Here is a 21,169-nt window from a genome sequence, read left to right as displayed (position 1 = left end):
GGAGAGGGAGGTGGTCAGGGGCGGGAGCGGGGTGTGCGCGACGGGCTGCTTCAGTAGCCGAAGACCGGGTTCACGCCACCGGGCATGTCGGCTCCAGGTAGTGGGTGGGGTTCACCGGGGCCAGGGTGACGATTCCGGTCATCACGGCGACGGCCGCAGCGTGGGTGCGGCTGCCGCGTCGTGAGAGCGCACGGACGACTCGTCCCTCGACCGCGCGGGCGGTGCGCAGGCTCAGTCCGACGCCGTTCGCCCCGGCCTCACTCAGCGTCCCGGTGCACATCAGGGCGGCCACGGCCCGCCCCGCCTGATCCAGTTCGGGCAGGTGAGCGGGCAACTCGGTGCGCAGCCGCTCGGTGCTGATCGCCTCCGCCGTGATCAGCCGGACGACGAGGTGGGCGTCGTCCACGGCGGCGGCGCGTCGGCGCAGGTCGGCCAGGCGGGACTGGACGAGGTAATCCCCGGCATGGACCCGGTGGCCGATCTCGGTGACGCTCAGCCCCTGGGCGGCCAGTTCGGCGATCTGGCGTTCCAACGCGTTCAACTTGGGCTGCGGAGCGCGCCGGGGCCCGGTGCCCGGCACGATGCTCGTGGTCGTCAGGATCCGTTGGAACCCGGCGTCTCCCGCCACGGGCGCCTGGTCGGCGGTGCACGCGATCAGCAGCTCGTCTATCGGTGTCCCGAGCAGGTGGGCCGCTTCCAGATAGGCGGCGGCGCCCCTGTATGCCCCCTGGCGGACGGCGCACGACCAGGCCGCTCCCAGGCCTACCGCCGTGACGGCACGGTCGGAATCGACTGCTGTTGAGGGGAGCACCAGGGCGCATGGAAGACCGAGGGCCAGCGCCTGGTGCACCAGCCGCACGATGGCGGGCGCTGTGCCGCGGGGCGGCGCCCCGGCCAGGACTTCTGCCAGCGACGGCACCTCCGGCAGGCCTGCCAGCGCACCGAGGTGCACGGCCAGACCGTGCGCGGAGCGCAGCATCGCGACCGCGCGCTCCAGCGGATCAAGGCGCTCGGGTCCGGCTTGCGCTTCGCCTTCGGGCGCGGACGCGCCGGTGCCTTGCCTCGTCCGGAATTGCGCGGTGCCGGACTGGCCCCAACCAGCCGCCCTGGGCGTGATCAGGTCGGCCAGGGTGTCCCCGGCCGGATCGATCAGCTGGTGTTCGAGCGCCTGACGGACGGCGACAACGCGCTTGGAGGCACCGAGCGCGTCCAGCACGGCATCCTCGTAGAGCTCCGCCGCGCACCCCCGGACCTCCAGCGCGCGGGCGACGTCGCGGCGATTCCCACCCTGCCCCCAGATCCGCAGGATCAACTTCTGCTCGTCCGACAGCACCGGAGCAGCACCTACCGGGGCCGAGCGGGGGAGCAGACCGGACTGCCACGCCCGCACGAAGGCGTGGACCCGGTTCGTCGTCTCCAGCCGGTCGTACACCTGCCGCAGGTAACCCTTGACGGTATCGACGCCCAGATTCATCGCCGCGCCGATCGCCGCGTTCGTCATCCCGAAGCCGGCCCTGTCCAACACCGCGACCTGCTGTGAGGTCAGAGCCGTGGGCGACACCTTCGTCTGCATCAGTCGATCACTCCGACCACGGGATTCAGCGGCACCCCGGGACCTCCGGAAGTCCGGATGAGGCGCGACATCAGCGGGCCCCCGCCGGCTGCCGGAGCTCGCCGAGCCTCACGTCCGGCCAGGCGGCGCCCAGAGCCCGCAGCGACACCAAGCCGGTCAGCACGGCCGCCGCGCTCGCCTGCTCCCGCGACCGAACCCCGAGCGTCCGCAGGATCGTCTGGACGTACGTCTTCACCGTGTTCACGGTCAGCCCCAGCCGCTGTGCGATGGCGGCAGCGTCCTCGCCGCCGACCAGACCGGCGAGGACCTCGACCTGCTGCGCGGACAGCGACTTGCCGGCGGGGTTCACCGCATGCACGTCCGTCACCAGGCCCCAGCCCGCGCCCAAGGCGGAGGCGTGGAAGCGCGACTTCGCACCGACCTTAGCCAGCAGGGCGAGGATTGCCGCACCGACCTTGGCCTCCTCGATTCCGGTGGCGCGGCTCGTCGCGCCGAACAGGGCACCGCAGGCCACCTGCCGCAGAAGAAGCACGTCGGCGTCGGACAGATCGGGCATGGTGGGGATGGGAGCGGACATGGGGGACCTCCAACAGGAGCGGGGTCGTGACGGGTGTGGGGTGAGGCGGGGGCTAGCGAGCGGGCTTCGGCTGGTTGAGAGCGGCCAGCAATGAGGGGCCGATCCGCCGGGCGGCCTGGGAGCCGATGGTCAGGACGAGATCGCCCTGTTGCACGAGCGCGGCAACCAGGTGCGCGGGGCCTTGTCGGTGCAGGTCGGGCTCGAAGCGGACCAGCGTGCCGGAGGAACCGGCGTTGAGGATGGATTCGCTGCCGTCGGCGTGGTTCTGACCTCGGGGGAACGTCGAGTGGACCGGAAGCAGCACGGCCTGGTCGGCGGCGCCCAGAGCTTCGGCGATCAGACCGGCGAGGGCGTTCGACCGCAGGTGCCCGGACGGCTCGTACACCGCCACGACCGCGCCCTCGGTGAGCATCCGGGCACCCTGGAGGTCGGCAGCGATTTCCCTAGGGTGTACGGCCCGGGACTCGACGACGTCGATGCCGCCGTTCGAACCGAGCCGGGTCAGTGAGTGTTCGACGCCCGCGAACGCGCTCAGCCCGTCCACCAGTTCCTGGCCGGGAACGCCGAGTGCCCAGCCCGCGGCCCACGCCGCAGCCACGGCCATGGCGTCGTTCGCCCCGGTGACCGGAACGGCGAACGTGTGCTGCTCGCCGTCGGCCTGGACGGTGACGCGGTGGTGGTCCCCGGTCCAGAACTTCCCGAGAACCCGCACGTCCAGGTCGGTGCCGCGACCCACAGTCACCACCCTCGGCCCGGGGCGCCGGTGCAGCCGGTCCACAAGTGCTTGGCAGCCGGGCTGGGCTGCCCACACCACCACGGTGTCGCTGCGCCTGGAGAGGGCCTCCATCTGGTCCAGCGCCTCCTCCTGGTTCCAGAAGGCCGGCGGCGCCGCATCCACGGCGGTGACCAGCGTCACCGTCGGGCTCAACCCTTCGCCGAGGGTTCGGAAGCGCCAACCGGGCGGTGAGGTCTCGTGGCTGGAGCTGTCCGGGCAGAGGTCCACCACCAGGACCTCTCCGCCGCCGTCGTAGCCGGTGGAGTCCCCCTTCGGGGCCTCGGCGAGGATCCAACCGGGATCGCGGCTGACGAGTGCGCAGGTGAGCGCGGCGGCAGCCGTGGTCGTCGAATGGCTACCGGCGACGGCGACCATGATCGGTGCCGTGCCGGCCAGCAGCTCGACGGCCCGTGCGTAGCCCATCATGGGCAGGCCGTGGCCGGCGATGTGGCTGGTGATGTCGCGGCTCACGGTGTTGTCGCCGCCCCAGACCAACGAGGCCGTCCCGGGGGCGGCCGCGCGGAGAACGGCCCCGTGGCGCACAAGCTGCTCGACCAACTCGGGACGAAGGTACGCCTGCACGGGCGAGATTGTGACCCGAGCGTGGCGCCGGGCGAGGTAGGAGCCAAGTCCGGCCATGCCGGGGCTGAGCGGGTCGGGGATATGCACGGTGCCGAGAACGCCGGGCAGTGGCAGCGGGCGCCGGGGGCGGGCGGCACCCTTGACGGAGGCCGGATTCACGCCGCAGCCCCCACCACGAGGGTGCTGTCCGCCAGTTCGACGAGCCGGGCAGCGACATCGCCCAGCTGCGCGTTCTTCTCGCACACCACGGCGAGCATCGAGTGGTCGTTGGCGCCGACGAGAATCAGCGTGCGGCCGGACCGGTCCTCGATCACGCTGTGACCCCAGGGACCGGGGTGGGCGGTGCGACTGCCGATGATCTCGGCGCTGCGGTTGCTCACGGCGAGAAGTGCCGCCATGACGGCCGCCCAGCGGTCGGCCTCGTCTTCGTCGACCCCGGGTGAACTGCCGAGGACCAGCCCCTCGGGGCTGACGTGGATGGCGGCGATGGTGCCGGCGGTGCCGGTGACCAAGTCCTTCAGGAACTGCGGATGGCGCAACACGTGAGCCTCCTTGGCCATAGCGAACGTGGGGGGTGGGGTCGAAGCTCGTGAATCGGCTGGGACCCGATGGGATCGCCGGGGTGGCGTCTCCCACACGTTCAGAGTGGCCAAGAGGACGGTGGGAGTGGGAGGGGGTGGATGGGGACAACCAGCTTGTCTCCATCCACGGGGCGACCGTCGTGTTGGCGGAGCCTGTGCTGCTCGAGCCGCTGGATGTTTACGTCACCGAGTTGCTCATGTCCGGCCTGAGCACGTCACCGTCCACAACACCACGAGTGGCGCACCGAGTTCTCTCGGCCCGCGACGGTGCCCGTACCCACCTTGACGGCCTGGTCCGCACGAGCACACCGTCACCCGTACCACGCACTCACCAAAAACTAGCTCAGCGGCCAGGCAGGCACCGCCGACACCGTCGGGCTGGGGCGCCCCGAGATCAGCGTCCAGGTCGGCACTCGGCTGCGCTGCAACACCGAGCGCTTCGTCAGCGTCGTGCAGTTGCGGGTGCTGGAGGCCGGATGGTTCAACGTGAACGGCTGCGTCCGCGAACCGCTCGTCCCACAGGCGGCAGAGGGACCGGACCGGTAGGGGCGGTCATTGGGTCGGTCCACGGTACGGGGTGCGTCTCTCCGGCCCACCCGCCGAGTTTCAGCTGCATCTGGTAAGAGCCCTGGTAGCCGATGGAGTGGAGCACCGCCAGGGTCACGTAGTGTAGTGAGAGTCTCCAGACATCAACCGAGAGACCGTCGCGTGCGTAGAGGTCATCTGCGAGTATTTCGGGGTGAACGAGGCGGTTTCGGATCCGTGTGACTGCCGTGGGGCCATCGATCCGATGGTCTGCAGCGTACTTGGCCAGTGCGGGGAGTTCAGTTGCGTCAACTGAAGTTGGTACGCCGGCGGACTTCAGCAGATAGCGCAGCTTGTCCTCAGCAGCACATTTCTTGAAGTCACCGCGCGGCATTAGGTTGCCCAGCACTAGCGTCGTCCACGCGAGGCTCTCCAGCGCTGGTGCGGCGGTGAGGATTCGCTGTTCGACAAAGCCGGTTGCGACGGCCTCGGTTGCCATCAGCATTTGGAAACGGGTCGTTCCCCTGCGTGAGGTGTCGGCGAAGGCGCGCACCGCGCACGAGATGAGCTCGGCGCAGTCATCGGAGCTGCCGTCGTAGAGCCATCCCGACCCGATTTTCTGCGCCCGGTCAATGAGAGGTGAGAACCATTGCTCCCAGACGACTTCCCCGTTCGCGTCGTACCCCGTGGGAAGCACAGGCACCACCTTGCGGCCGAATCCGAAGGAAAAGCTGACCCGGAGGCATTCCGAGAGTTCTCGCCCCTCAGCCACTGAAAACTCTTCGCCGCCTGTGCGCTTGAGTTCCATGACGTGGGTCAGGACGGACGAGATCTGTTCGGTGGCCGTTCTGAGAACGGCTGAGAGGTCCGGGCGCTGGTCGATGGTCACTGTCCATCCGTCGACCTCAATGGACCACCGCCCCCGTCGACGGTGAACTCCGTTGGCCGTCTTCTCTCCCAAGATTGCATTACTGGCGGACAGGGGGAGGTTCAACCACTGGGTCACCAGTCGTTGGAGGGGCGTTTTCTGATCTCCGTTGCTGGTGCCGTTGATCCATCCAGCGTTGTTACGCCGGGTGTTGGCTGTGAACTCCATGGGGGGTGTCCGGTCGACCGTCGTAATCACAGCGCCGTCATTCCCCAGTTCCCAGAAGTCGTCCGGGTGCGGCTCTACCGACCACTCCAGACTCGGCTTGGCTCCGAGGGTGAGTTCGATCTTCCCTTGTCGTGCCCCTTGCCGGAACCCGGTGAGTGTGCCCTCGTACAGGGTTACCGCTTCTCCGGGAGCGTTCCAGCCGCGAGGTGGAATCAATGGGGTGTTAAACGTGATCTGGTTCGTGGGTTCAATCAAGGGGACAGCCTCCGTCCGGTGAGTGAGCCGCCGCCAGGGCAGCCGGACAGGCTATCAGGTCATGCTGTGGGAGCCGGAATCTTTTTTCGTAGGCCGGAGTCTCTCTACAGGACGGTCCAGCCCCATGGCCGTGCGCCCTCCCGGCCTTGGATACAGGCGAGGCGGTAATGGGCCTGGTCGCGATGCCGCGTGGGGTCGGCTGCGGCGAGTTGGAGAGCGAAGCAGGTGACGCGCAGCTCGCGGATGTCGCGCAGGACCGGGTAGCTCGGCCACTCCGTGACGTCGTCGCCGTAGGCGGTGCAGATCGCCTCGTACTGCTTCGCCGTCACGCTGCCGAAGCTCGTGAAGCCGGCCGCCATCGTCGCGAGGTCGTACTCGCGCCGTCCTCGGGAGGAGCGCTCGAAGTCGAGCAGGTACGTGGTGGTCGCGGTGACCGCGGTGTTGCCGCCCCAGGCGTCTCCGTGGACCACGCAGAGCGGCCGTCCGGCGGGGAGCTCGTCCCACGCGGCCTGCAGCTCGGCGAGGTACCCCCGCAGCCAGCGTCGCTGGTATTCGTCGAGGGTGACTGCTTCGTCGATCCGTTCGGCGAGCCGGACGAGTGGATCGAGGCGCCCGAGATCGATGTACTCGGGCACCGGCAGCTCGTGCAATCTGCGGAGGAGTGGTGCCATGTCGGCGCCGGTGCCCGGGCGGTGGGGCGGCAGCTCGTGCCAGAAGGTGACGGGCCGGTCGCCGACGAGGACGGGGGCGGAGAGCGCTTCCAACGGACGGACGACCGGAAGGCCGCTGTCGTGGAGCCACCGGGCTATCGCGATCTCCTGCACCGCCGCAGACTGCTGGCCACTCCGGGCGACGCGGGCCACCACACCGTCAGGGAGACGCCACAACGCGTTCTCACCCAGTCTGATCAGCTCGGCGCCGTCGGCGGACAAACCGGCGTCGGTACACGCGCTGAGCAGGACGGCGTTGGAGTCGCTCGCAGGGGTCACTCGCCTACCGTAGCGGCGATCTGGTGGCGCAGGCCCTGGAGCCTGGTGTGCTGTCCGTACCGAAGCGCGAGCTTCGCCAGATCCTGGAGGTCCCGTGAAGCTCGGTGCGAACGGAGCTGGGCGACCTCGGCCACGGCCCGCTCGGCCTCCGGCAGCGCGGCTTCGGGGTACCCCGTGACCAGCAGCAGGCCGGCGAGCTTGGTACGGCTGAACGTCCTGGAACGGGCGAACGGCTGGGAGTGCCCGTCGACGGCCGTCCTGAGCCGGTCGAGGGCGTCGTCGACCGCGTGACCCGCGAGTGCGAGGTCGTATACGGCGTGACCGGTGTCGCCGTGGTGCTGGGCGTCGTCGTAGTAGGTCATCCAGCGCGACTCCTCGGCGGCCCGGAGCTGGGCGTAGGCTTCGTCGGACCGTCCGATGGCCGTGAGAGCCGCCTGGTGGTTGCCCAACCTGGCGTGCCCTCGCGCCGCGGCGTTGTGCAGCATGGCGCGCTCGGCCGGGGAGAGCCGGTCGGAGCGAACGAGGCCCAACTCGGCCAGGGTGACGCCGTCGTCGTAGTGCTCGCACCAAGTGGCGAGCCGGGAACGTAGGTTGTACGAGACCGCGCGTGCGGACCAGTCGCCTGCCTCCTCCGCGAGGTTGGTCGCCCACCGAAGGTGTCGGCCAGCCTCGGCGAACTCTCCCGCGTCGAGCAGAACAGCACCGGCGGCTGAGGCCAGACGGCTCACGGCGGTGAGCAAGTCCGGCCGCAAGGCGCCACTGCACGGCGCCGAGGTGAGAGCCTCGGCCCACCGGAGCTGTGCGATGGCTGTCTCCCGCACGAGTCCGCCTCCGCCGTGCAGGTTGTCCCAACTACGCAGGACCGCGGCTGCGGATCGTACGTGGGCCACGTCCCCCGGGCGCACCGTCGCCCCTGGCTCCGGACCGGTGGGTGTCGCGACAATGACAGGGGCGGAGACGTTCAAGGGCCCCGCAGAGGGGGGCAGCGGCGTCGTGACGGCGGGGTTGCTCCCGCCACGGGGGGCCACCCGCATGTACACCAGCACGAGGCTGCGGGTGAGCGCTCCGCCGGTGTCCAGAGCGACGTCGAGCGCCTCGGTGTGATGCCGCAGGCACCTGCGTTCACCGCGCTCCATCTTGCCGATCAGGTCGCCGCTGAGGTGGGCCCGTTCGCCGAGCTCGTCCTGTCCGTAGCCCCTCAGCGTGCGCCACTGTCGGATCTCGTTGCCCAGCCACTCCTCAGGCGAACGCTCCGGGTGCAGCGTGTTGGGTCGTGCCGCCACATTGGCCCCCTCAACCCGGGATGGGGACAACGAGCTTGTCCCCATCCCGGGGAAGATCTCCTACCTGGACAGAAAACCAGCGATTCTCTACATCTGTCGCAACGGATCCGGCGCCTTCGTCAACGTCGGACCGCTTGGTGCTCGGCCTCGTCGATGTCCGGTTCGAACTCGCCGTCCTGGCAGCCTCGGACGAAGGCGATCCACTCCGCCGAGGTGAAGAAGAGCACCTTCCCCGTGGCCGAGTGCCGAAGCGCGGTGGCGCCGTCCGCAACGTGCGCGACCTCCAGACGGTCCGCGGGATCGCTGCCTGGGGCCGCCATCCACCGGGCCTCGCGGAGGTCGAGCGTGTAGAGGTCGGCCTTGGCAGCTGGCACGGACGTCGTCACGCTTCTTCCAGAGTGCCGGCCGCGAGGGCGCGGACGAACGACCGCACCTGATCGGCGCCGGATCGGAGCGCCGGGATCTCCGGGTTCTTCGAGTCGCGGATGGCGATGGCCTGCAACCCTGGTACGGCCGTCACTTCGACGCAGTTGCTGTTGTTCGCGGTGTAACTGCTCTTGTGCCAGCGCACGTCGTCGAGCGGGACGGCGTAGAGGCGGTTCGTTTCGATCATGATGCGGTCAGTCTTCTCTCGGTCTGTTCGATGAGCGCCAGCGACTCCTGGGGGCCGAGGGCGGCACGCAGGAGGTAGGTGTGGAGACGGGCAAGACGCCGAAGTCCAAGCGCGTCGTCAACCACGATCGTCCCCGTGACGGCCTCGGCGAAGGCGGTGTCCGGCGCATCCTGGCCGTTGCCTTGGAACAGGGTGAACGCGCCGGTCAAGGCGCCTTCGGCTCCTCGGTCGAACGGGACGACTCGAAGGTCCACGGTCTCCAGGCGGCAGACGTCCTGGAGGTGACGGAGCTGCGCCGTCTGGACCTCCGGTCCTCCGACCTCGAACTCCAATGCCGCCTGGGTGATGACGGCCGTCAGCCGAAGGGGGACCTCGTCATACAGGCGACGCTGCCTCATGTGCTTGACCTCGACCAGGCCGTCGACCTGGTCCGGGCCGAGCGCCGCGAATCCGACCTCCGTGACGGCGCGGGCGTAGGCCTCGGTCTGCAACAGGGCAGGTATGTACGCGATCTGGTACTCGGCCGAGGAGGCGGCCTCGTGCTCGTAGGAGATGAACTCCGTGTACCTGCTGCTGAGGACGTCCGCGTAGGCGTCCCACCACATGGCCGTGCGGGCCCGTCCTCGACGGAAGAGCGCCTCCAAGTGGTCCCGGTCCGGCTCGGAGACGTCGAAGAGGTCCATGAGGGCCTCGAAGTCGGCTGGGGTGGCGCTGCGCTTGCCGGTCTCGACCCGCGTGATCTTGGAAGTGCTGCACCCGATCCGGTCGCCGACCTCTTCGGCCGTCCAGCCGGCGGCTTCGCGTCGACGCCGCAGGTCGGCACCGAACTTGCTGCGTGCAGCGAGGGGTTGCTGTGGGACGGCTGGAGCCATCGATCCCTCCACGAAGCCGCGATCCAAGGGGCTCTGTCGATTCGTCAGCTTAGCGGCTGCGTGTGCACGGCACATGTGTGGCAAGAGAATTGGCATTTTGCCAGTCACGTGCTTGACGGCGCGGAGGGAAGGCGGGAACCTGATGGCAGTGACGCACCGCATCGGCTCAGATGCGGATTGCCACCTCTCATTCGCTTGCGCCCCAGCGACCTCGTGACGTCTTGCCGAGGTCTGCACCAGGGACTCCACCTTTTCCGCCCCTCAGGGCGGCCAGTCGGTGGAACGACCTGCTCTCAGTCTTTGTGCGTCCCGCCGCGCTCGTCTCGGTCGGGCGCACCGAAGTGTCCGTACTGCGGGGGCGGGCGCAGGCCATGGCCGTGGCGGCTACGCCGAGTTACCCAATCGGAAGGGGAGAAGTGTGGACCAGGAGGCGCGGACGGATTCGTCCCGCGTGGGCGCCATGGCGGAGGACGTGGTGACGGAGCAGATCGTGAAGGCCGCAGGCCGTACGGGTCGCGCGCCGCTGCTGATCCTCGGCGCCTTCGAACGTGTGGGCTCCAACTGGGTCAGCGACCAGCTTCGAGCCACGATGCAACAGCACAACGAGCCCTTCCGGCAGCAACTCGGAGCGGCGCACCCGCTGTCGGCCCTGTGCCCGCGGCCGGACTTCGAGCTGACCGCCCTCAACCGGCACCACCTGGCCTGCGCACTCCACGACCTCCACGGGACGCAGCGGCACGCGGTCAAGGAGACCAACCTGTTCTTCGCGAACAGGTCGGTCACCGGGCTGCTGCCGGACTCCCCGGTCCTGGTCCTCACCCGTGCACCGCTTGGCATCGCGTCCTCGTTCGAGCGCGGCGGTCTGTGGCAGCGCTGGGCCTATGCGGAGCGCTACCTCGGCCTGGCCCGCACCGCCAGGACGCCACGATGGCGGGACTGGTCGCCGTTGCTGCCCCTGGACGATCCGCAGCTGCCGGTGGCGCTCGCCCGGATGATCGCCGTCAACGCCCTGCTGCTCGCCGAGGCACTGCGGACAGACCTCGCCGGATGCGGACGTCCTCTGGCCCACCTGCCGTACGAGCGGCACGTCACCGCGCCTGCGGAAGTCCGATCAGGGCTCGCCGGATTCCTGGGCGTCCCCCTGACCGCGCCCGCCGGCACGCTGAACCCGAGGGACGGCGGGGACTTCGACACTAGCCGGCCGAAGAGCCAGCTGGTCGCCGAACTTCCGGTGAGCAGTGCCTCGTTGGTCCGTCATCACGTCGCCACCACGCTGGCCCGTTCCACCGCGATCCTGGACGCGGCGACCGTGAAGACCGCGAGCCACTGGCTGGCCGGGGACGACGAGTACGAACTGCGTGAGCCCCGCGAGCGCACTCGGCGGCGTGCGGCGGTGCCGGCGCAGGCGGATCCTCGGCCACTGAGCGTGGGCTACCGCCGCAGCGGGCTGAGCCCGGTGATGTGGCGCAATCTGCTGATCTCGAACCTGGAGATGGCCGACCTGCTGAACGCCCTGCTGGAGGCCGGCCTGGAGAACACCCGGCACGGCACGCACCTGCTGATCAATCCGATGCCGCACGAGCGCGGCGGCCGCCTTCACCTGGATCAGGGCCAAAGGTGGAGGCCCAGCCCCGGGTTCGAGCGCCACCCCGCCTACTGGGTCACCTGGCTGGGCGCCGCCGCGCTCGCGGCCTGGCACGGCGCGCGACTGCCCACCCGCGAGGAGGCCCTGGCCGCGGTCGCCATGGCGGGTCCCGGGCACAACACCGGCTACGCGTTCGGAGACACCACTTCGGTGGTCGAGCCTGGCAAGGGCGCCGGGCAGATCCACCACCTGACGGGAAACGTCCAGATCTGGTGCGGCGACGGGCCGGACACCGGCGACGAACCTCCGCTCCGCCGGTACCTATTCGGTTCCGCCTGGAACACCCCGGGCGACAGCGGGACGGTCGAGGAACACCGGTCGCGCTTCCTGCTCGGGTCCTCGCGCGGCGTCGGGGTGCGTCTGGTGCGCGGACCGGACGCCTGCACCGCCGACGCGCTCGGTGCCTGGGAGATCGCGCAGCGGATCGTCGGCTGGATCGGTGGACTCGACGAACCGGACCAGACGCTGGGTGAGCTGGACCGTCGACTGGTAGACGTGCTCACCCGGCCTGCCGGCACGAGGTCATAGCCCGATGTTCGACTTCGGCCCCATGTACGAGCCGGCACCTGGCCAGCCGGCCCGGGCCAGTTCCACGAACCGCTCGGAGAAGCCGTGACCGGGGAGGTCATCGACCTTCACCCACTCCACGCCCCGGATCGGCCGGGTGTCAGCACCGTCCGCGACGTCGCCGATCCGGCCGCCGGTCACCTCGACCTCGAACGAGATGTGCACGACGCCGGCCGCGGTGACGTCGCAGACGTACAACAGGCGACCGACCTTGACGTCGAGCCCGGTCTCCTCGCGCATCTCCCGGCGCAGGGCCTGGGTCAGCGTCTCGCCGTCCTCGGCCTTTCCACCGGGCAGTGACCACGTCCGTGGCCCCTCGGTGTCCTGGTTCAGCAGCAGCATCTGGCCGTCCCGCACCGCGATGCCCGTCACACGTGTATGCATGCGCGCACCGTACCGCTTCCCAACACTGCTAGGAGAACGGTCCGTTGAAGATTCACCCCATCCCCGTGGTCATCGCCGCCGGTGGGCTGGGCACCCGCGTGGCCGGCTGGTCGCGGATGTTGCCCAAGGAGTTTCGCCCGGTCGGGGGACAGCCCGGCCTGCTCCACGTGCTCGAAGAGGCGGTGGCCGGCGGCGTCGGGCGCGCGGTCGTCGTACACCACCCGTACTACGCGGGCTTCTACGCCTGGCCCTGCCACGCACTGTCGCCCGACGCCCACCGGCGCTACCAGGAGGCTGCTGGCACGCGACCGATCGGACCGCCGCCGGCCGCCGGCCTGGACGTCGAATTCGTAGCGCAGCGGGGGCGGTACGCCGACCTCACGTCCGTGCTCAACGGGTCCGTCCACCTGCGCACCGGCAACCTGGCATTCGCCTTCGCCGACAACGTCGATCTCACCCACTCCGCGCTCGCCACCCTGCTGGACCAGGCGGACCCCGAGCATCCGGCCGTGCTCACGGCACCCTTCGACGCGGTGGGAGCCGCTCAGCACGGCGTCGTCGTGTGCAGTGGTGCCGGGCCGGTGCGGACCATGGTCGGCTTGGTCGAGAAGCCCGGCCCGGTCGAGGCGGCCCGCCTGCTGAACGAGCACGGATCGGACAACCTGCGACTCCTCCAAGGCCGGGGGCGTACCACCCCCGGCCTCGTGCACCACTTCGCGGCCACAGTCCGCCACGCCGGCCGCGCTGAACCGAAGCTGTCCCTCGCCGTCGCCGGCTACGCCCGAAACCACGTTGTGCAGGTTGTCACCGCCGATTTGATGGTGGACCTCGGTGCCCCCGAGCCGTCCGCGGAAGCTGGCGTCGCGTGACGTGCCACTGCCGCGGAGCGGCACCACACGGGGTCGCGATCAGACGCCGTGGAAGGCGACGATGAACCGCAGCTGCCTGTTCCGCAGCGGGGCCAGGGCCATGATGCGGACGGGGACCTCGCCGGCGCCGCCGTGCGGGATCCGCATGTGCCTGATGTCGCCGTCAGGGTGCTCGTAGAAATCGTGGCGGTCCCACAGTTCATGGGCCTCGGGGCAGCCCTCCAGGATGTCCGAGACCAGCTTCTTCAACTGTTCGTTGTCGGGGTACTGGGCAGCGGCGGTTCGGATCTGCGCCAGGAAGGGGACGGCCCAGCTCTCCTTCCAGTTGACCAGCTGCTCGCGGGCTCCGGGGTAGAGGAATGCCCACCGCATGATGTTGCGCTCGTAGACCCAGGGGTACATCTCGCGGGACGGATTGTTGTGCGCCACGACGTTCCAGGCGACGTCCGATATGTACGCAGGATGGGGGAGCATCTTGTCGAGAAGGCGCTGCATGTCTGCGTCCATGGCCGCCATGGCGTCGGGCTCCGTGTCTCGTGGGGCGGGGGCGCGCCCGGTGGCGTGGTGGTACAAGGCGAGGCGTTCCGCGTCATTGAGCCGGAACGTGAATGCCAGACGTTCGAGAATTGCATCGGAAAATTGGGCAGATTCCCCGGCTTCCAGCTTCGAGTACCACTTGACGCTGATTCCAACCAGCCGGGCAACCTCCGTTTTGGAGAGTTCCCGCGCGCGGCGATTAGGGCTTGTGACCAGGCCGGGGATGGAGTTGGGATCCGTCCGCTGACGCCAGCACTGGACCATGCTGGCGAGCGTCTGATCGCGAGCCGCAAGGCGCTCGAAGTCGGTGCTCATGGCAACCGATTCTAGGCATTGCCGACGGGCGGGTCGGCGCCAACAGGCATGTGGGGAAAGCCACATCAGTGCAATCGCGGCATTATTGTTTTGTTTTCAACAAGCCTCTGTTCTGGAGTGATGAATCATCATTTGATCAAGCGTTTGGGGTGGGTGTGTGACGAGTCGTCAATGGCCCGTGGATGCCTCCGTGGTGGCGAAAATTTGGGCGTTGCGGAAAATGTCCGTTAAATTACACTGAGTTATCTACGCGCGTAGTCTGGAACTCTGAGTTCGCGAACTCTCACTTCCGGAACTGGAACTTCTGGAAGTGAGAGTTCCAGCCGAGGGCTGGCATCGTGAGGGCCGCCGGGCTGCGGACGGACCGCTCGGCGACCCGCATCACGAAGGAGAGTCCCCATGTCCCGCTCAGCCCTGGTTGTCGGAGGTAGTCGAGGAATCGGCCTCGCAGTGGCGCTGAGGCTCGCCGCAGATGGAGCCACCGTGGCGGTTGCCTCCCGCAGCGGGATCGCCCCCGAGGGGCTCCTCGGCGTCGAGTGTGACGTGACGTCCACCGTGTCCGTCGACGCCGCATTTACCGCAGTCGAGGCCGCCCAGGGGCCGGTCGAGATCCTCGTCGTCAACGCCGGCATCACCCGCGACATGCTGCTGCTGCGCATGTCCGAAGACGACTTCGACGCCACCCTCCAGACGAATCTGGCCGGCGCCTACCGGGCCGCGAAGCGCGCTGCCCGGGGGATGCTGCGTGCGAAGCACGGCCGGCTGATCTTCATCTCCTCCGCCGTTGCCATGACCGGCGAGAGCGGACAGGCCAACTACGCCGCCTCCAAGGCTGGCCTCGTGGGCTTCGCCCGCTCTCTGGCCCGCGAACTCGGCCCACGCGGCATCACCAGCAACGTCGTCGCTCCCGGCCTGACCGAAACGGACATGACCGCCGCCCTCTCCGAAGCTCAGCGCGAGGCCCTGCTCCAGCGCGTGCCGCTCGGCCGCATCGCCCAGCCGGAGGAGATCGCCGCCGCGGTGTCCTTCCTCGCCAGTGACTCCGCCGCCTACCTGACCGGGGCGATCATCCCCGTGGACGGCGGCGCCGGCATGGGTCACTGATTCACTCGCCGGGCCTGGCCGCACGAGGGGACGGCCAGGCCCGGTACGCCGCCCCCACCGCTCGCACGCCCGGCGTCCCGCGGCTCCAGCTGTGACCACCTTGTACGGGACCCGTCGCGGGACCCCGCGGCCCAGGTGGGGTCATCGGCCTCACCCGCCCACCCCGGCCAGAGATCGGACGCGGCCGGCCGGTTCTGGCACTGCACTCTGTGAGACTCTCTTGCCTTCTGTTGCAACACCAGCGCCTTCGACGCCCTGCCGGCAGGCGGCTCAGGCGGTCAGCACCCACGCCCGCGTCCTCACCGTCCTGCGGGCGGTCACCCAGGGCAGCGGCGTCCAGGGCGTGATCGACCTCACCAGGTCCACCGGCATCCCCGACTCCACAGTTCACCGCATTCTGCAGGCCGGCGTAGAGACCCGCACGGTCGACCAGGTTGGCCGAGGCCGCTATCGGCCGGGCCCTGCCATGATTGAGATGGCATTGCAGGCCATGACCTCGGCTCCCGCGGCAGCCGACGTCCAGCTGATGCTTGACGGCCTCCAGCGAAACACCGGCGGCGTCGCCCTGCTGTTCACGGTCACTGGCTTCGGCGGCCTGCGCCGCCTGTGCACCGACTACACGCTCGGCGATCGCGACCCCGAGACCCTCAAGGCCCTGACGTGTCAGCTCGGCTCCATCCCGCGTTCACTGCGCGTCGGGGCATCCGGGCGCGTCATCCTGGCCCACTTGCCGCCCCACATGCAGGAGGCTGTGCTCGCTGAAGGGCTGCCGCAAGCTCCGGCCCCGGGCACGATCCGCGAGAAGGCCGACCTGGTCGCCTCCCTCGCCGACATCCGCCGACGCGGCTACGCCATCGGCCGCCAAGAAGCCCTGGCCGGATGGGACGGCATCGCGGCGCCTGTCTTGTGGGGGGCGACGGTCATGGGGTCGCTCGCCCTGGCGATGCCGGCGACGGAGATGCCGGGCGACCTGCGAGGAGTAATCCAGCGAACGTGCGATGCTGCACGCGCCATGAGCCTGATTGCCGGTGGGTAAATGGCCGCATAGGGCGGGCTCTGCGCTTTCGCTATGTCTGAATTGGCGGCCGACAGGAGAACCTGGCGGCCGCCAATTCATTTTCCGGAGTTCGGTGCCCGGCCGGAATGTTATGTGGGCATCATTTGATGCGGCCCGAGGGTTTCAGATTGGTTGAGGCAAAGTGGCCAACTGGGCACTTCATATTCATCGGCCAAGATCATCTCCCGCTAGGCGGGAAATGGCAGTTGCTACTCGCGTAGAAGGATCGAAATTCTTGACCGGAATCAAGCGGTGATCATAAAGTTTCTTTGATGCCGCAGGGTGCATGCGATCCAGAATTTCCGGAGCGTACAGCCCCTGGCGGCCTGGGGTGGCCGCAGGCGAAAGTGGCGGGCGCCTGGGCAAGTCGAGATCGTGAGGCCTGACCCGAAGGCCGGTCAACCGCTCCTGACGCGGCGACGGGCGCGGGGCGGTACGCGCACCAGTCTTCCCCGGCAGGGAGTTAAGGACTGGATGTGCGGGGCCGAAGGCCCTAAGGTTCTCACCCCGCCGCGGACGCGACAGGTGGGCAGAGAGGGGGAGTCGATGCAGTAGGACACGTCCGGAAAAGAGAGCCGGCGCCCTGGAGCTACCAACTCCTGGACGCCGGGCCAGCGCCCCGAAGGTCGCTGATTCACTACCGCGCGAGCGGCGGGACTTCTTTTGCACGAGAGGCCGCCGCGCGCGTTTCCTACGAAACACGGAGTATCGCATGCCTGCCCTGTCCAGGGGAACCCAGCGCGTGGAGCCCAGCCCGAGCCAGCAGCGACTCGGCGCCAAGCTCGCGGAGATGATCCCCGGTGCGGTCGCCGTCCGCGTCAGTCTCGCCCACCCCAGCCGTCAGTGGCCCCACCCCTACACCGTGGCGGTCGATGGGCGCGGCGGGCAGCTGGTGCTGAGCGGCAGCGCCACCAAGGTCGCGGCCCGTTGGGTGCTGCGGTCCTGGCCGGAGGCGGACTGGACGCGCCCGCACACGCTGGACCTCGTCACCGGCCAGCTCGCCGTCGCCTTGGTCGGGAGCCGCTGACATGGCGCGAATACGAGCGATCAAGCCCGAGACCTGGGTGAGCGAGACGCTCGCCGAGGTGTCCATCCCCGCCGTGATCACCTTCCTCGGCATGGCGAACCATGCCGACGACCACGGCCGCCACCGGGACAACGCGGCGATCGTCTACGGCCTCGTCTGGCCGATGCGCGAGGAGATCAGCCGCGCGGACGTCGAGGACCACCTCCAGCAGCTCGCCACCGCTGGCGCGATCTGCCGCTACACCGGCTGCGACGGCCGCCGATACTTCCACTACCCGACGTGGCGCAAGCACCAGAAGATCGACAAGCCGTCGCTCAGCCGCCTTCCCTCGTGCCCGCACTGCGAGCCGGAGCGCTGCGGTGTCTGCAAGGGCCCCTGCATCCAGCAGGCCGCCCTCGCGGGTACCCCGGAGTCCCGAGTCGACGGCGCCGAGAGTGCTCCCCGAGTGTTCGGCGAAACCTCGGCGAACACTCCGGCAGCCCTCCAGCAGCCGCGCGAGCACTTCCCCGCGCTCGCCGCACAGACCGCGCCGGGCACTGCCGAAGCGGTTGCCCCCGTGGTCGAGGCCGAGTGCAAGCCGGTTCCGGCTCCCCGGAAAACCGCAGGTCAGGCGGCATTCGGCGAAGCCTCCCCGAAGGTTCGGCGAACCCTCCCGGAGTCCTCGGCACCTGGATCTAGGATCTTGGATCTTGGATCTTTCCCTACGGGGCGCGAGGCGCCCGGCGCGGACACCGTCTCAGCCGGTCAGCTGATCGGCGAGTACGTCGCCGCCTGCGCCGAGCGTCCGCCGGGCAGCGTGCTCGGCCACCTCGGCAAGGTCGTCAAGACCCTGCTGGACGAGGGCATCGCCGCCGAGCACGTCCGTGCCGGGCTGCACCGGTTCGCCGAGATCCAGGGCCACCCGTCCCGGCTGCCGAGCCTGGTCAACGACGCCATGAACGCACGGGGCACCGGTTTGGCCCGGCCGGGATTCCGGCCTAACGTGCCCGCTCACCAGGCGTGGACCAACCCGGTCGACGCCGTCGCCGCCTACGCCGAGGAGCTGTGATGCGCACTCACCGCGACCCGCAGACCCTCGCCGACGCGCCCTCGGTGCTCGACCGGATGGCCCGCATCCTCGCGTCCCGGGGCATCGACCGGCAGGTGGTCGACCCCCTCCCCGACGAGCCCGAGCCGTACTCGGCGGAGGAAGCGCTGTCGGCGGGGTTGCCGCCGCGCTACCGCGACGCGGTCGCCCAGCACCCCGAGGTCCTGGCCTGGGTGCGGCAGGTCGCCGCCCAGGCCACCGCCCCGAGCCTGGGTGCCCGCCGCCAGGTCGCCACCGGTCCCAGCCTGCTGATGGCCGGAGTCGTCGGCGCCGGGAAGACCCACGAGGCGTACGGCGCCGTCCGGGCCCTCGTCCAGGCCGGCATCGGGGTGCGCTGGCGCGCCACCACCGCCGCGGACCTCTACGCCGAACTCCGTCCCGGCTCGGATACCGACGCGGAGCGGGTCCTCGCCGCCTACAGCCGGGTGCCGCTGCTGATCCTCGACGACCTCGGTGCCGCCAAGAGCTCCGAGTTCGTCGAAGAGCAGACCTACCGGCTGGTCAACCGCCGCTACAACCACATGCTCCCGACCCTGATCACCAGCAACCTGCCGATCAAGGACCTGCGCACCTGCCTCGGTGACCGCGTCACCTCCCGGCTCGCCCAGATGACCACCAGGGTCGCCTTCGAGCCGGTCGACCGCAGACGCCTCCAGCGCGCCGCCTGAGCCGCCGCCGCGCTCGGCCGCCGCACGGCGAGCCACCCACCCTTCACCGACCCAGCGCCCTCTCCGCCGACGCCGACCCCGCGCGCGGAGAGCGATCGGAGCAACCCCAAATGACCACCACGACCTGCCCCGTCCGCCACCGCGCCCTCGGTGACCAGACCTGGCAGGACCAGGCCATCTGCACCCCGACCGAGTACAACCCCGTCGACCCCGAGATGTTCTTCCCCGGTCCGGAGGACACGGCCGCGATCACCACCGCGAAGGCGCTGTGCGCCCAGTGCCCGGTCGCCCGCGCCTGCCTGGACGCCGCACTGGAGACGGGCGACACCCACGGCATCCGGGGCGGCCTCACCGAGGAGGAGCGCGAACCGCTGCACAGCAGGCTCGTCGACCGCCTGGACTACAGCCGGGTCAACGCCGTGCTGGCCGGACGGGACATCCACATCACCCGTGCCGAGCGGCGCGCCGTCGTCCTCGCCGGGTACCGGCAGGACGTGCCGGTCGAGCGCCTCGCCTGGCTCCTCAAGATCAGCCCGGAGCACGCCCTCAAGCTCTACCGGGAGACCCGCCGCGCGATCCGCCACCGGCAGATCGCCGAGAAGGCCGCCCGCACCGTCTCGGCCGGCCAGGGCGCCGCCGAGCAGCTGCACCGCGACGACTTCGGGACGGCCGCGTGAGCACCGCCACCGCGACCACCCCGAACGCCGCGCACGTCACCGGCTGGGACCGGGCCGTCGTCATCGCCCTGGGCGGCGCGGGCTGCGCGCTCTCGTACGACGCGCTGCAGCAGATGGCCGTGGCCATCCACGTGCGGGGCCTGCTCACCTTCGTGTTCCCGCTCGTCATCGACGGCTTCATCGCCTACGGGGTGCGCGCCCTGCTCGTGATGCGCGACGCTCCGCTGCGGGCCCGCGCCTACGTCTGGCTGCTCTTCGGTACGGCCACCGGGGCGAGTCTGTGGGCCAACGCCCTGCACGCCGTGCGGCTCAACGAGCAGAGCGCCACCGCCGGCCTGCGGCTCGGCGACTCGGTGGTCGCGGTGCTCTCCACGATCGCCCCGCTCGCCCTGGCCGGCGCCGTCCACCTCTACATCCTCATCGCCCGCGGACCGGTCAGTCCCGCTGACCGGGACGGCCAGGGTGACCGAGGGGCCGAGGCCGACCGAGGTCAGGTCACTCCTGGCCTGACCTCGGTCACCCCTGGCCTCGGTCAGGTCAGCGTCGAGGCCGGACTGACCGAGCGGCTGGCCGCGCTGACCGCCTGTCAGGACGGCGGCGGTCACCCTGGTGCGGGGCGGTCGGTCAGCCGCCCGGTCACCGCGCGGGGAGACCAACCGAGGCTGACCCCGGTCAGCGCGGTCAGTCTGACCAAGCCCTCTGACCAGGGCGGTCACCCGGTCGTCGTCCGGCAGGTCACTGACCGACCGGCGGACAACAGTTCGGTCACCGCCGCGACGGTCAGCCTCGCCGAGGTCACCGGTGAGCCGGTCAGCGTCCCGGTCACCGACCCGCCGGTCACTGGCCGGGACAGTGACCGCCGTCCTGACCTGGACACCGAGGACCTGCTGGCCATCGCCCGGCAGGCCGCGCCGGAGAACGGCAGGCTGACCCGCAAGGTGGTCGCCGAGGCGATCCGGGGCCAGAAGATCCCCCTGTCCAGCGCCACGCTGACCGAACTGATGGCCCAGCTCCGGCCGTAGCCCGGTCAGCCGGTCACCGCCGACCGGAACTGACCGACACCGAGCCCGGGGTGACCGACCAGGTCACCCCGGCCGGTCACCCGCCGCACCACCGCAGAACGGGAGCACCCCACCATGCGCACCACCCCCGCCATCTGGGCCGAGGCGGACTCCTGGCTCGCCGTCCTCACCCAGCGCGGTCACCTCCACCGCGTCGAAAGCGGCCCGGACGGTACCCGCTCCGTCCAGCGCGGCCGGCACTCCCGCCCCTGGACCCTCCACCACCCCGTCCTCGCCCTCGACTTCGTCGAAGACCTCCTTCTCGACATCCGCCAGCGCGACACCGAGGCCTGCCGATGACCGCACCCGGCCACGGCGGCACCACGCAGGTACGGGAGAACGACCCCAACACCGCCCCTGGCGGAGCAAGTTGTGGGGTAAGCGATGCTTACCCCGCCCGCGCCCCCAAGGGGGCGCGGGCACCCCGGTTGTCGGCAGGCCCAGGGGGGC

Annotated in this window: 22 protein-coding genes; 10 read left to right on the top strand and 12 right to left on the bottom strand. The window is 69.8% G+C overall.

Going from position 1 to position 21,169, the window contains the following annotated elements:
* Positions 1-70 precede the first annotated feature (70 nt).
* The 10 genes from ACFRAR_RS28765 to ACFRAR_RS28720 all read right to left on the bottom strand — a co-directional run bounded on the left by ACFRAR_RS28765 (position 71) and on the right by ACFRAR_RS28720 (position 9,748).
* Complete coding sequence (locus ACFRAR_RS28765; RefSeq protein WP_380701355.1) at positions 71-1,573, bottom strand: LuxR C-terminal-related transcriptional regulator; 1,503 nt, start codon at positions 1,571-1,573, stop codon at positions 71-73.
* A gap of 70 nt (positions 1,574-1,643) precedes the next feature.
* The gene (locus ACFRAR_RS28760; RefSeq protein ID WP_380701353.1) at positions 1,644-2,129 is read right to left on the bottom strand and encodes a response regulator transcription factor; all 486 of its coding nucleotides are present in this window, start codon (positions 2,127-2,129) and stop codon (positions 1,644-1,646) included.
* A 73-nt stretch (positions 2,130-2,202) separates the two neighbouring features.
* Complete coding sequence (locus ACFRAR_RS28755; protein ID WP_380701351.1) at positions 2,203-3,507, bottom strand: hypothetical protein; 1,305 nt, start codon at positions 3,505-3,507, stop codon at positions 2,203-2,205.
* A 155-nt stretch (positions 3,508-3,662) separates the two neighbouring features.
* Entirely contained in the window at positions 3,663-4,067 is a 405-nt protein-coding gene (locus tag ACFRAR_RS28750) for a roadblock/LC7 domain-containing protein (RefSeq protein WP_380701349.1), read from the bottom strand.
* A gap of 502 nt (positions 4,068-4,569) precedes the next feature.
* On the bottom strand, positions 4,570-5,964 hold the full coding sequence (locus tag ACFRAR_RS28745) for a hypothetical protein (RefSeq protein ID WP_380701347.1): 1,395 nt from the start codon (positions 5,962-5,964) through the stop codon (positions 4,570-4,572).
* 104 nt (positions 5,965-6,068) lie between these two features.
* A complete protein-coding gene (locus ACFRAR_RS28740) occupies positions 6,069-6,953 on the bottom strand; it encodes a phosphotransferase enzyme family protein (RefSeq protein WP_380701345.1) in 885 nt (294 codons plus the stop codon).
* Positions 6,950-8,236: a helix-turn-helix domain-containing protein gene (locus ACFRAR_RS28735; protein ID WP_380701343.1), complete on the bottom strand. Its 1,287-nt coding sequence runs from the start codon at positions 8,234-8,236 to the stop codon at positions 6,950-6,952. Before ACFRAR_RS28735 ends, ACFRAR_RS28740 begins: the two co-directional genes overlap by 4 nt.
* 119 nt (positions 8,237-8,355) lie before the next feature.
* A complete protein-coding gene (locus tag ACFRAR_RS28730; RefSeq protein ID WP_380701341.1) occupies positions 8,356-8,610 on the bottom strand; it encodes a DUF397 domain-containing protein in 255 nt (84 codons plus the stop codon).
* An 8-nt stretch (positions 8,611-8,618) separates the two neighbouring features.
* Positions 8,619-8,849, bottom strand: a complete 231-nt coding sequence (locus ACFRAR_RS28725; RefSeq protein ID WP_380701339.1) for a DUF397 domain-containing protein — start codon at positions 8,847-8,849, stop codon at positions 8,619-8,621.
* Complete coding sequence (locus ACFRAR_RS28720; RefSeq protein WP_380701337.1) at positions 8,846-9,748, bottom strand: helix-turn-helix domain-containing protein; 903 nt, start codon at positions 9,746-9,748, stop codon at positions 8,846-8,848. The genes ACFRAR_RS28725 and ACFRAR_RS28720 overlap by 4 nt, the downstream gene beginning before the upstream one ends.
* Before the next feature lie 433 nt (positions 9,749-10,181).
* On the opposite strand from ACFRAR_RS28720, the gene ACFRAR_RS28715 reads away from it, so the two are divergent.
* A complete protein-coding gene (locus ACFRAR_RS28715) occupies positions 10,182-11,894 on the top strand; it encodes an SUMF1/EgtB/PvdO family nonheme iron enzyme (RefSeq protein ID WP_380701377.1) in 1,713 nt (570 codons plus the stop codon).
* Here ACFRAR_RS28715 and ACFRAR_RS28710 read toward each other — a convergent pair.
* The gene (locus ACFRAR_RS28710; protein WP_380701335.1) at positions 11,889-12,317 is read right to left on the bottom strand and encodes an NUDIX domain-containing protein; all 429 of its coding nucleotides are present in this window, start codon (positions 12,315-12,317) and stop codon (positions 11,889-11,891) included. The two genes, ACFRAR_RS28715 and ACFRAR_RS28710, sit on opposite strands and share 6 nt — an antisense overlap.
* Before the next feature lie 44 nt (positions 12,318-12,361).
* On the opposite strand from ACFRAR_RS28710, the gene ACFRAR_RS28705 reads away from it, so the two are divergent.
* The gene (locus ACFRAR_RS28705; RefSeq protein WP_380701333.1) at positions 12,362-13,186 is read left to right on the top strand and encodes an NTP transferase domain-containing protein; all 825 of its coding nucleotides are present in this window, start codon (positions 12,362-12,364) and stop codon (positions 13,184-13,186) included.
* Positions 13,187-13,225: 39 nt separating this feature from the next.
* Here ACFRAR_RS28705 and ACFRAR_RS28700 read toward each other — a convergent pair whose 3' ends face one another.
* Positions 13,226-14,038 carry a helix-turn-helix transcriptional regulator gene (locus ACFRAR_RS28700; RefSeq protein WP_380701331.1) on the bottom strand — a complete coding sequence of 271 codons (813 nt, stop codon included), beginning with the start codon at positions 14,036-14,038 and terminating at the stop codon, positions 13,226-13,228.
* A 399-nt stretch (positions 14,039-14,437) separates the two neighbouring features.
* On the opposite strand from ACFRAR_RS28700, the gene fabG reads away from it, so the two are divergent.
* From fabG to ACFRAR_RS28660, 8 genes are all read left to right on the top strand, one after another.
* On the top strand, positions 14,438-15,142 hold the full coding sequence (gene fabG / locus ACFRAR_RS28695; protein ID WP_380701329.1) for a 3-oxoacyl-ACP reductase FabG: 705 nt from the start codon (positions 14,438-14,440) through the stop codon (positions 15,140-15,142).
* A gap of 91 nt (positions 15,143-15,233) precedes the next feature.
* A complete protein-coding gene (locus ACFRAR_RS28690) occupies positions 15,234-16,178 on the top strand; it encodes an IclR family transcriptional regulator (RefSeq protein WP_380701327.1) in 945 nt (314 codons plus the stop codon).
* Between the two features lie 763 nt (positions 16,179-16,941).
* Positions 16,942-17,226: a transcriptional regulator gene (locus ACFRAR_RS28685; protein WP_380701325.1), complete on the top strand. Its 285-nt coding sequence runs from the start codon at positions 16,942-16,944 to the stop codon at positions 17,224-17,226.
* Between the two features lies 1 nt (position 17,227).
* Positions 17,228-18,274: a hypothetical protein gene (locus ACFRAR_RS28680; RefSeq protein WP_380701323.1), complete on the top strand. Its 1,047-nt coding sequence runs from the start codon at positions 17,228-17,230 to the stop codon at positions 18,272-18,274.
* The gene (locus ACFRAR_RS28675) at positions 18,274-18,981 is read left to right on the top strand and encodes an ATP-binding protein (RefSeq protein WP_380701321.1); all 708 of its coding nucleotides are present in this window, start codon (positions 18,274-18,276) and stop codon (positions 18,979-18,981) included. The genes ACFRAR_RS28680 and ACFRAR_RS28675 overlap by 1 nt, the downstream gene beginning before the upstream one ends.
* Before the next feature lie 110 nt (positions 18,982-19,091).
* A complete protein-coding gene (locus ACFRAR_RS28670; RefSeq protein WP_380701319.1) occupies positions 19,092-19,658 on the top strand; it encodes a WhiB family transcriptional regulator in 567 nt (188 codons plus the stop codon).
* The gene (locus ACFRAR_RS28665; protein WP_380701317.1) at positions 19,655-20,680 is read left to right on the top strand and encodes a DUF2637 domain-containing protein; all 1,026 of its coding nucleotides are present in this window, start codon (positions 19,655-19,657) and stop codon (positions 20,678-20,680) included. The genes ACFRAR_RS28670 and ACFRAR_RS28665 overlap by 4 nt, the downstream gene beginning before the upstream one ends.
* 114 nt (positions 20,681-20,794) lie before the next feature.
* Positions 20,795-21,019: a hypothetical protein gene (locus tag ACFRAR_RS28660; protein ID WP_380701315.1), complete on the top strand. Its 225-nt coding sequence runs from the start codon at positions 20,795-20,797 to the stop codon at positions 21,017-21,019.
* The last annotated feature ends 150 nt before the right edge of the window (positions 21,020-21,169 follow it).

Source organism: Kitasatospora sp. NPDC056651, assembly GCF_042792155.1.
In the GTDB taxonomy this organism is placed as follows: Bacteria; Actinomycetota; Actinomycetes; order Streptomycetales; family Streptomycetaceae; genus Kitasatospora.
This window is presented reverse-complemented; position numbering and strand designations above follow the sequence as displayed.

Bases quoted from the DNA above. Each gene is read 5' to 3' on its own strand.
- ACFRAR_RS28765 (WP_380701355.1), bottom strand. From the start codon at position 1,573: ATGCAGACGAAGGTGTCGCCCACGGCTCTGACCTCACAGCAGGTCGCG.
- ACFRAR_RS28760 (WP_380701353.1), bottom strand. From the start codon at position 2,129: ATGCCCGATCTGTCCGACGCCGACGTGCTTCTTCTGCGGCAGGTGGCC.
- ACFRAR_RS28750 (WP_380701349.1), bottom strand. From the start codon at position 4,067: ATGGCCAAGGAGGCTCACGTGTTGCGCCATCCGCAGTTCCTGAAGGAC.
- ACFRAR_RS28725 (WP_380701339.1), bottom strand. From the start codon at position 8,849: ATGATCGAAACGAACCGCCTCTACGCCGTCCCGCTCGACGACGTGCGC.
- ACFRAR_RS28715 (WP_380701377.1), top strand. From the start codon at position 10,182: ATGGCGGAGGACGTGGTGACGGAGCAGATCGTGAAGGCCGCAGGCCGT.
- ACFRAR_RS28710 (WP_380701335.1), bottom strand. From the start codon at position 12,317: ATGCATACACGTGTGACGGGCATCGCGGTGCGGGACGGCCAGATGCTG.
- ACFRAR_RS28700 (WP_380701331.1), bottom strand. From the start codon at position 14,038: ATGAGCACCGACTTCGAGCGCCTTGCGGCTCGCGATCAGACGCTCGCC.
- fabG (WP_380701329.1), top strand. From the start codon at position 14,438: ATGTCCCGCTCAGCCCTGGTTGTCGGAGGTAGTCGAGGAATCGGCCTC.
- ACFRAR_RS28680 (WP_380701323.1), top strand. From the start codon at position 17,228: ATGGCGCGAATACGAGCGATCAAGCCCGAGACCTGGGTGAGCGAGACG.
- ACFRAR_RS28675 (WP_380701321.1), top strand. From the start codon at position 18,274: ATGCGCACTCACCGCGACCCGCAGACCCTCGCCGACGCGCCCTCGGTG.
- ACFRAR_RS28670 (WP_380701319.1), top strand. From the start codon at position 19,092: ATGACCACCACGACCTGCCCCGTCCGCCACCGCGCCCTCGGTGACCAG.
- ACFRAR_RS28660 (WP_380701315.1), top strand. From the start codon at position 20,795: ATGCGCACCACCCCCGCCATCTGGGCCGAGGCGGACTCCTGGCTCGCC.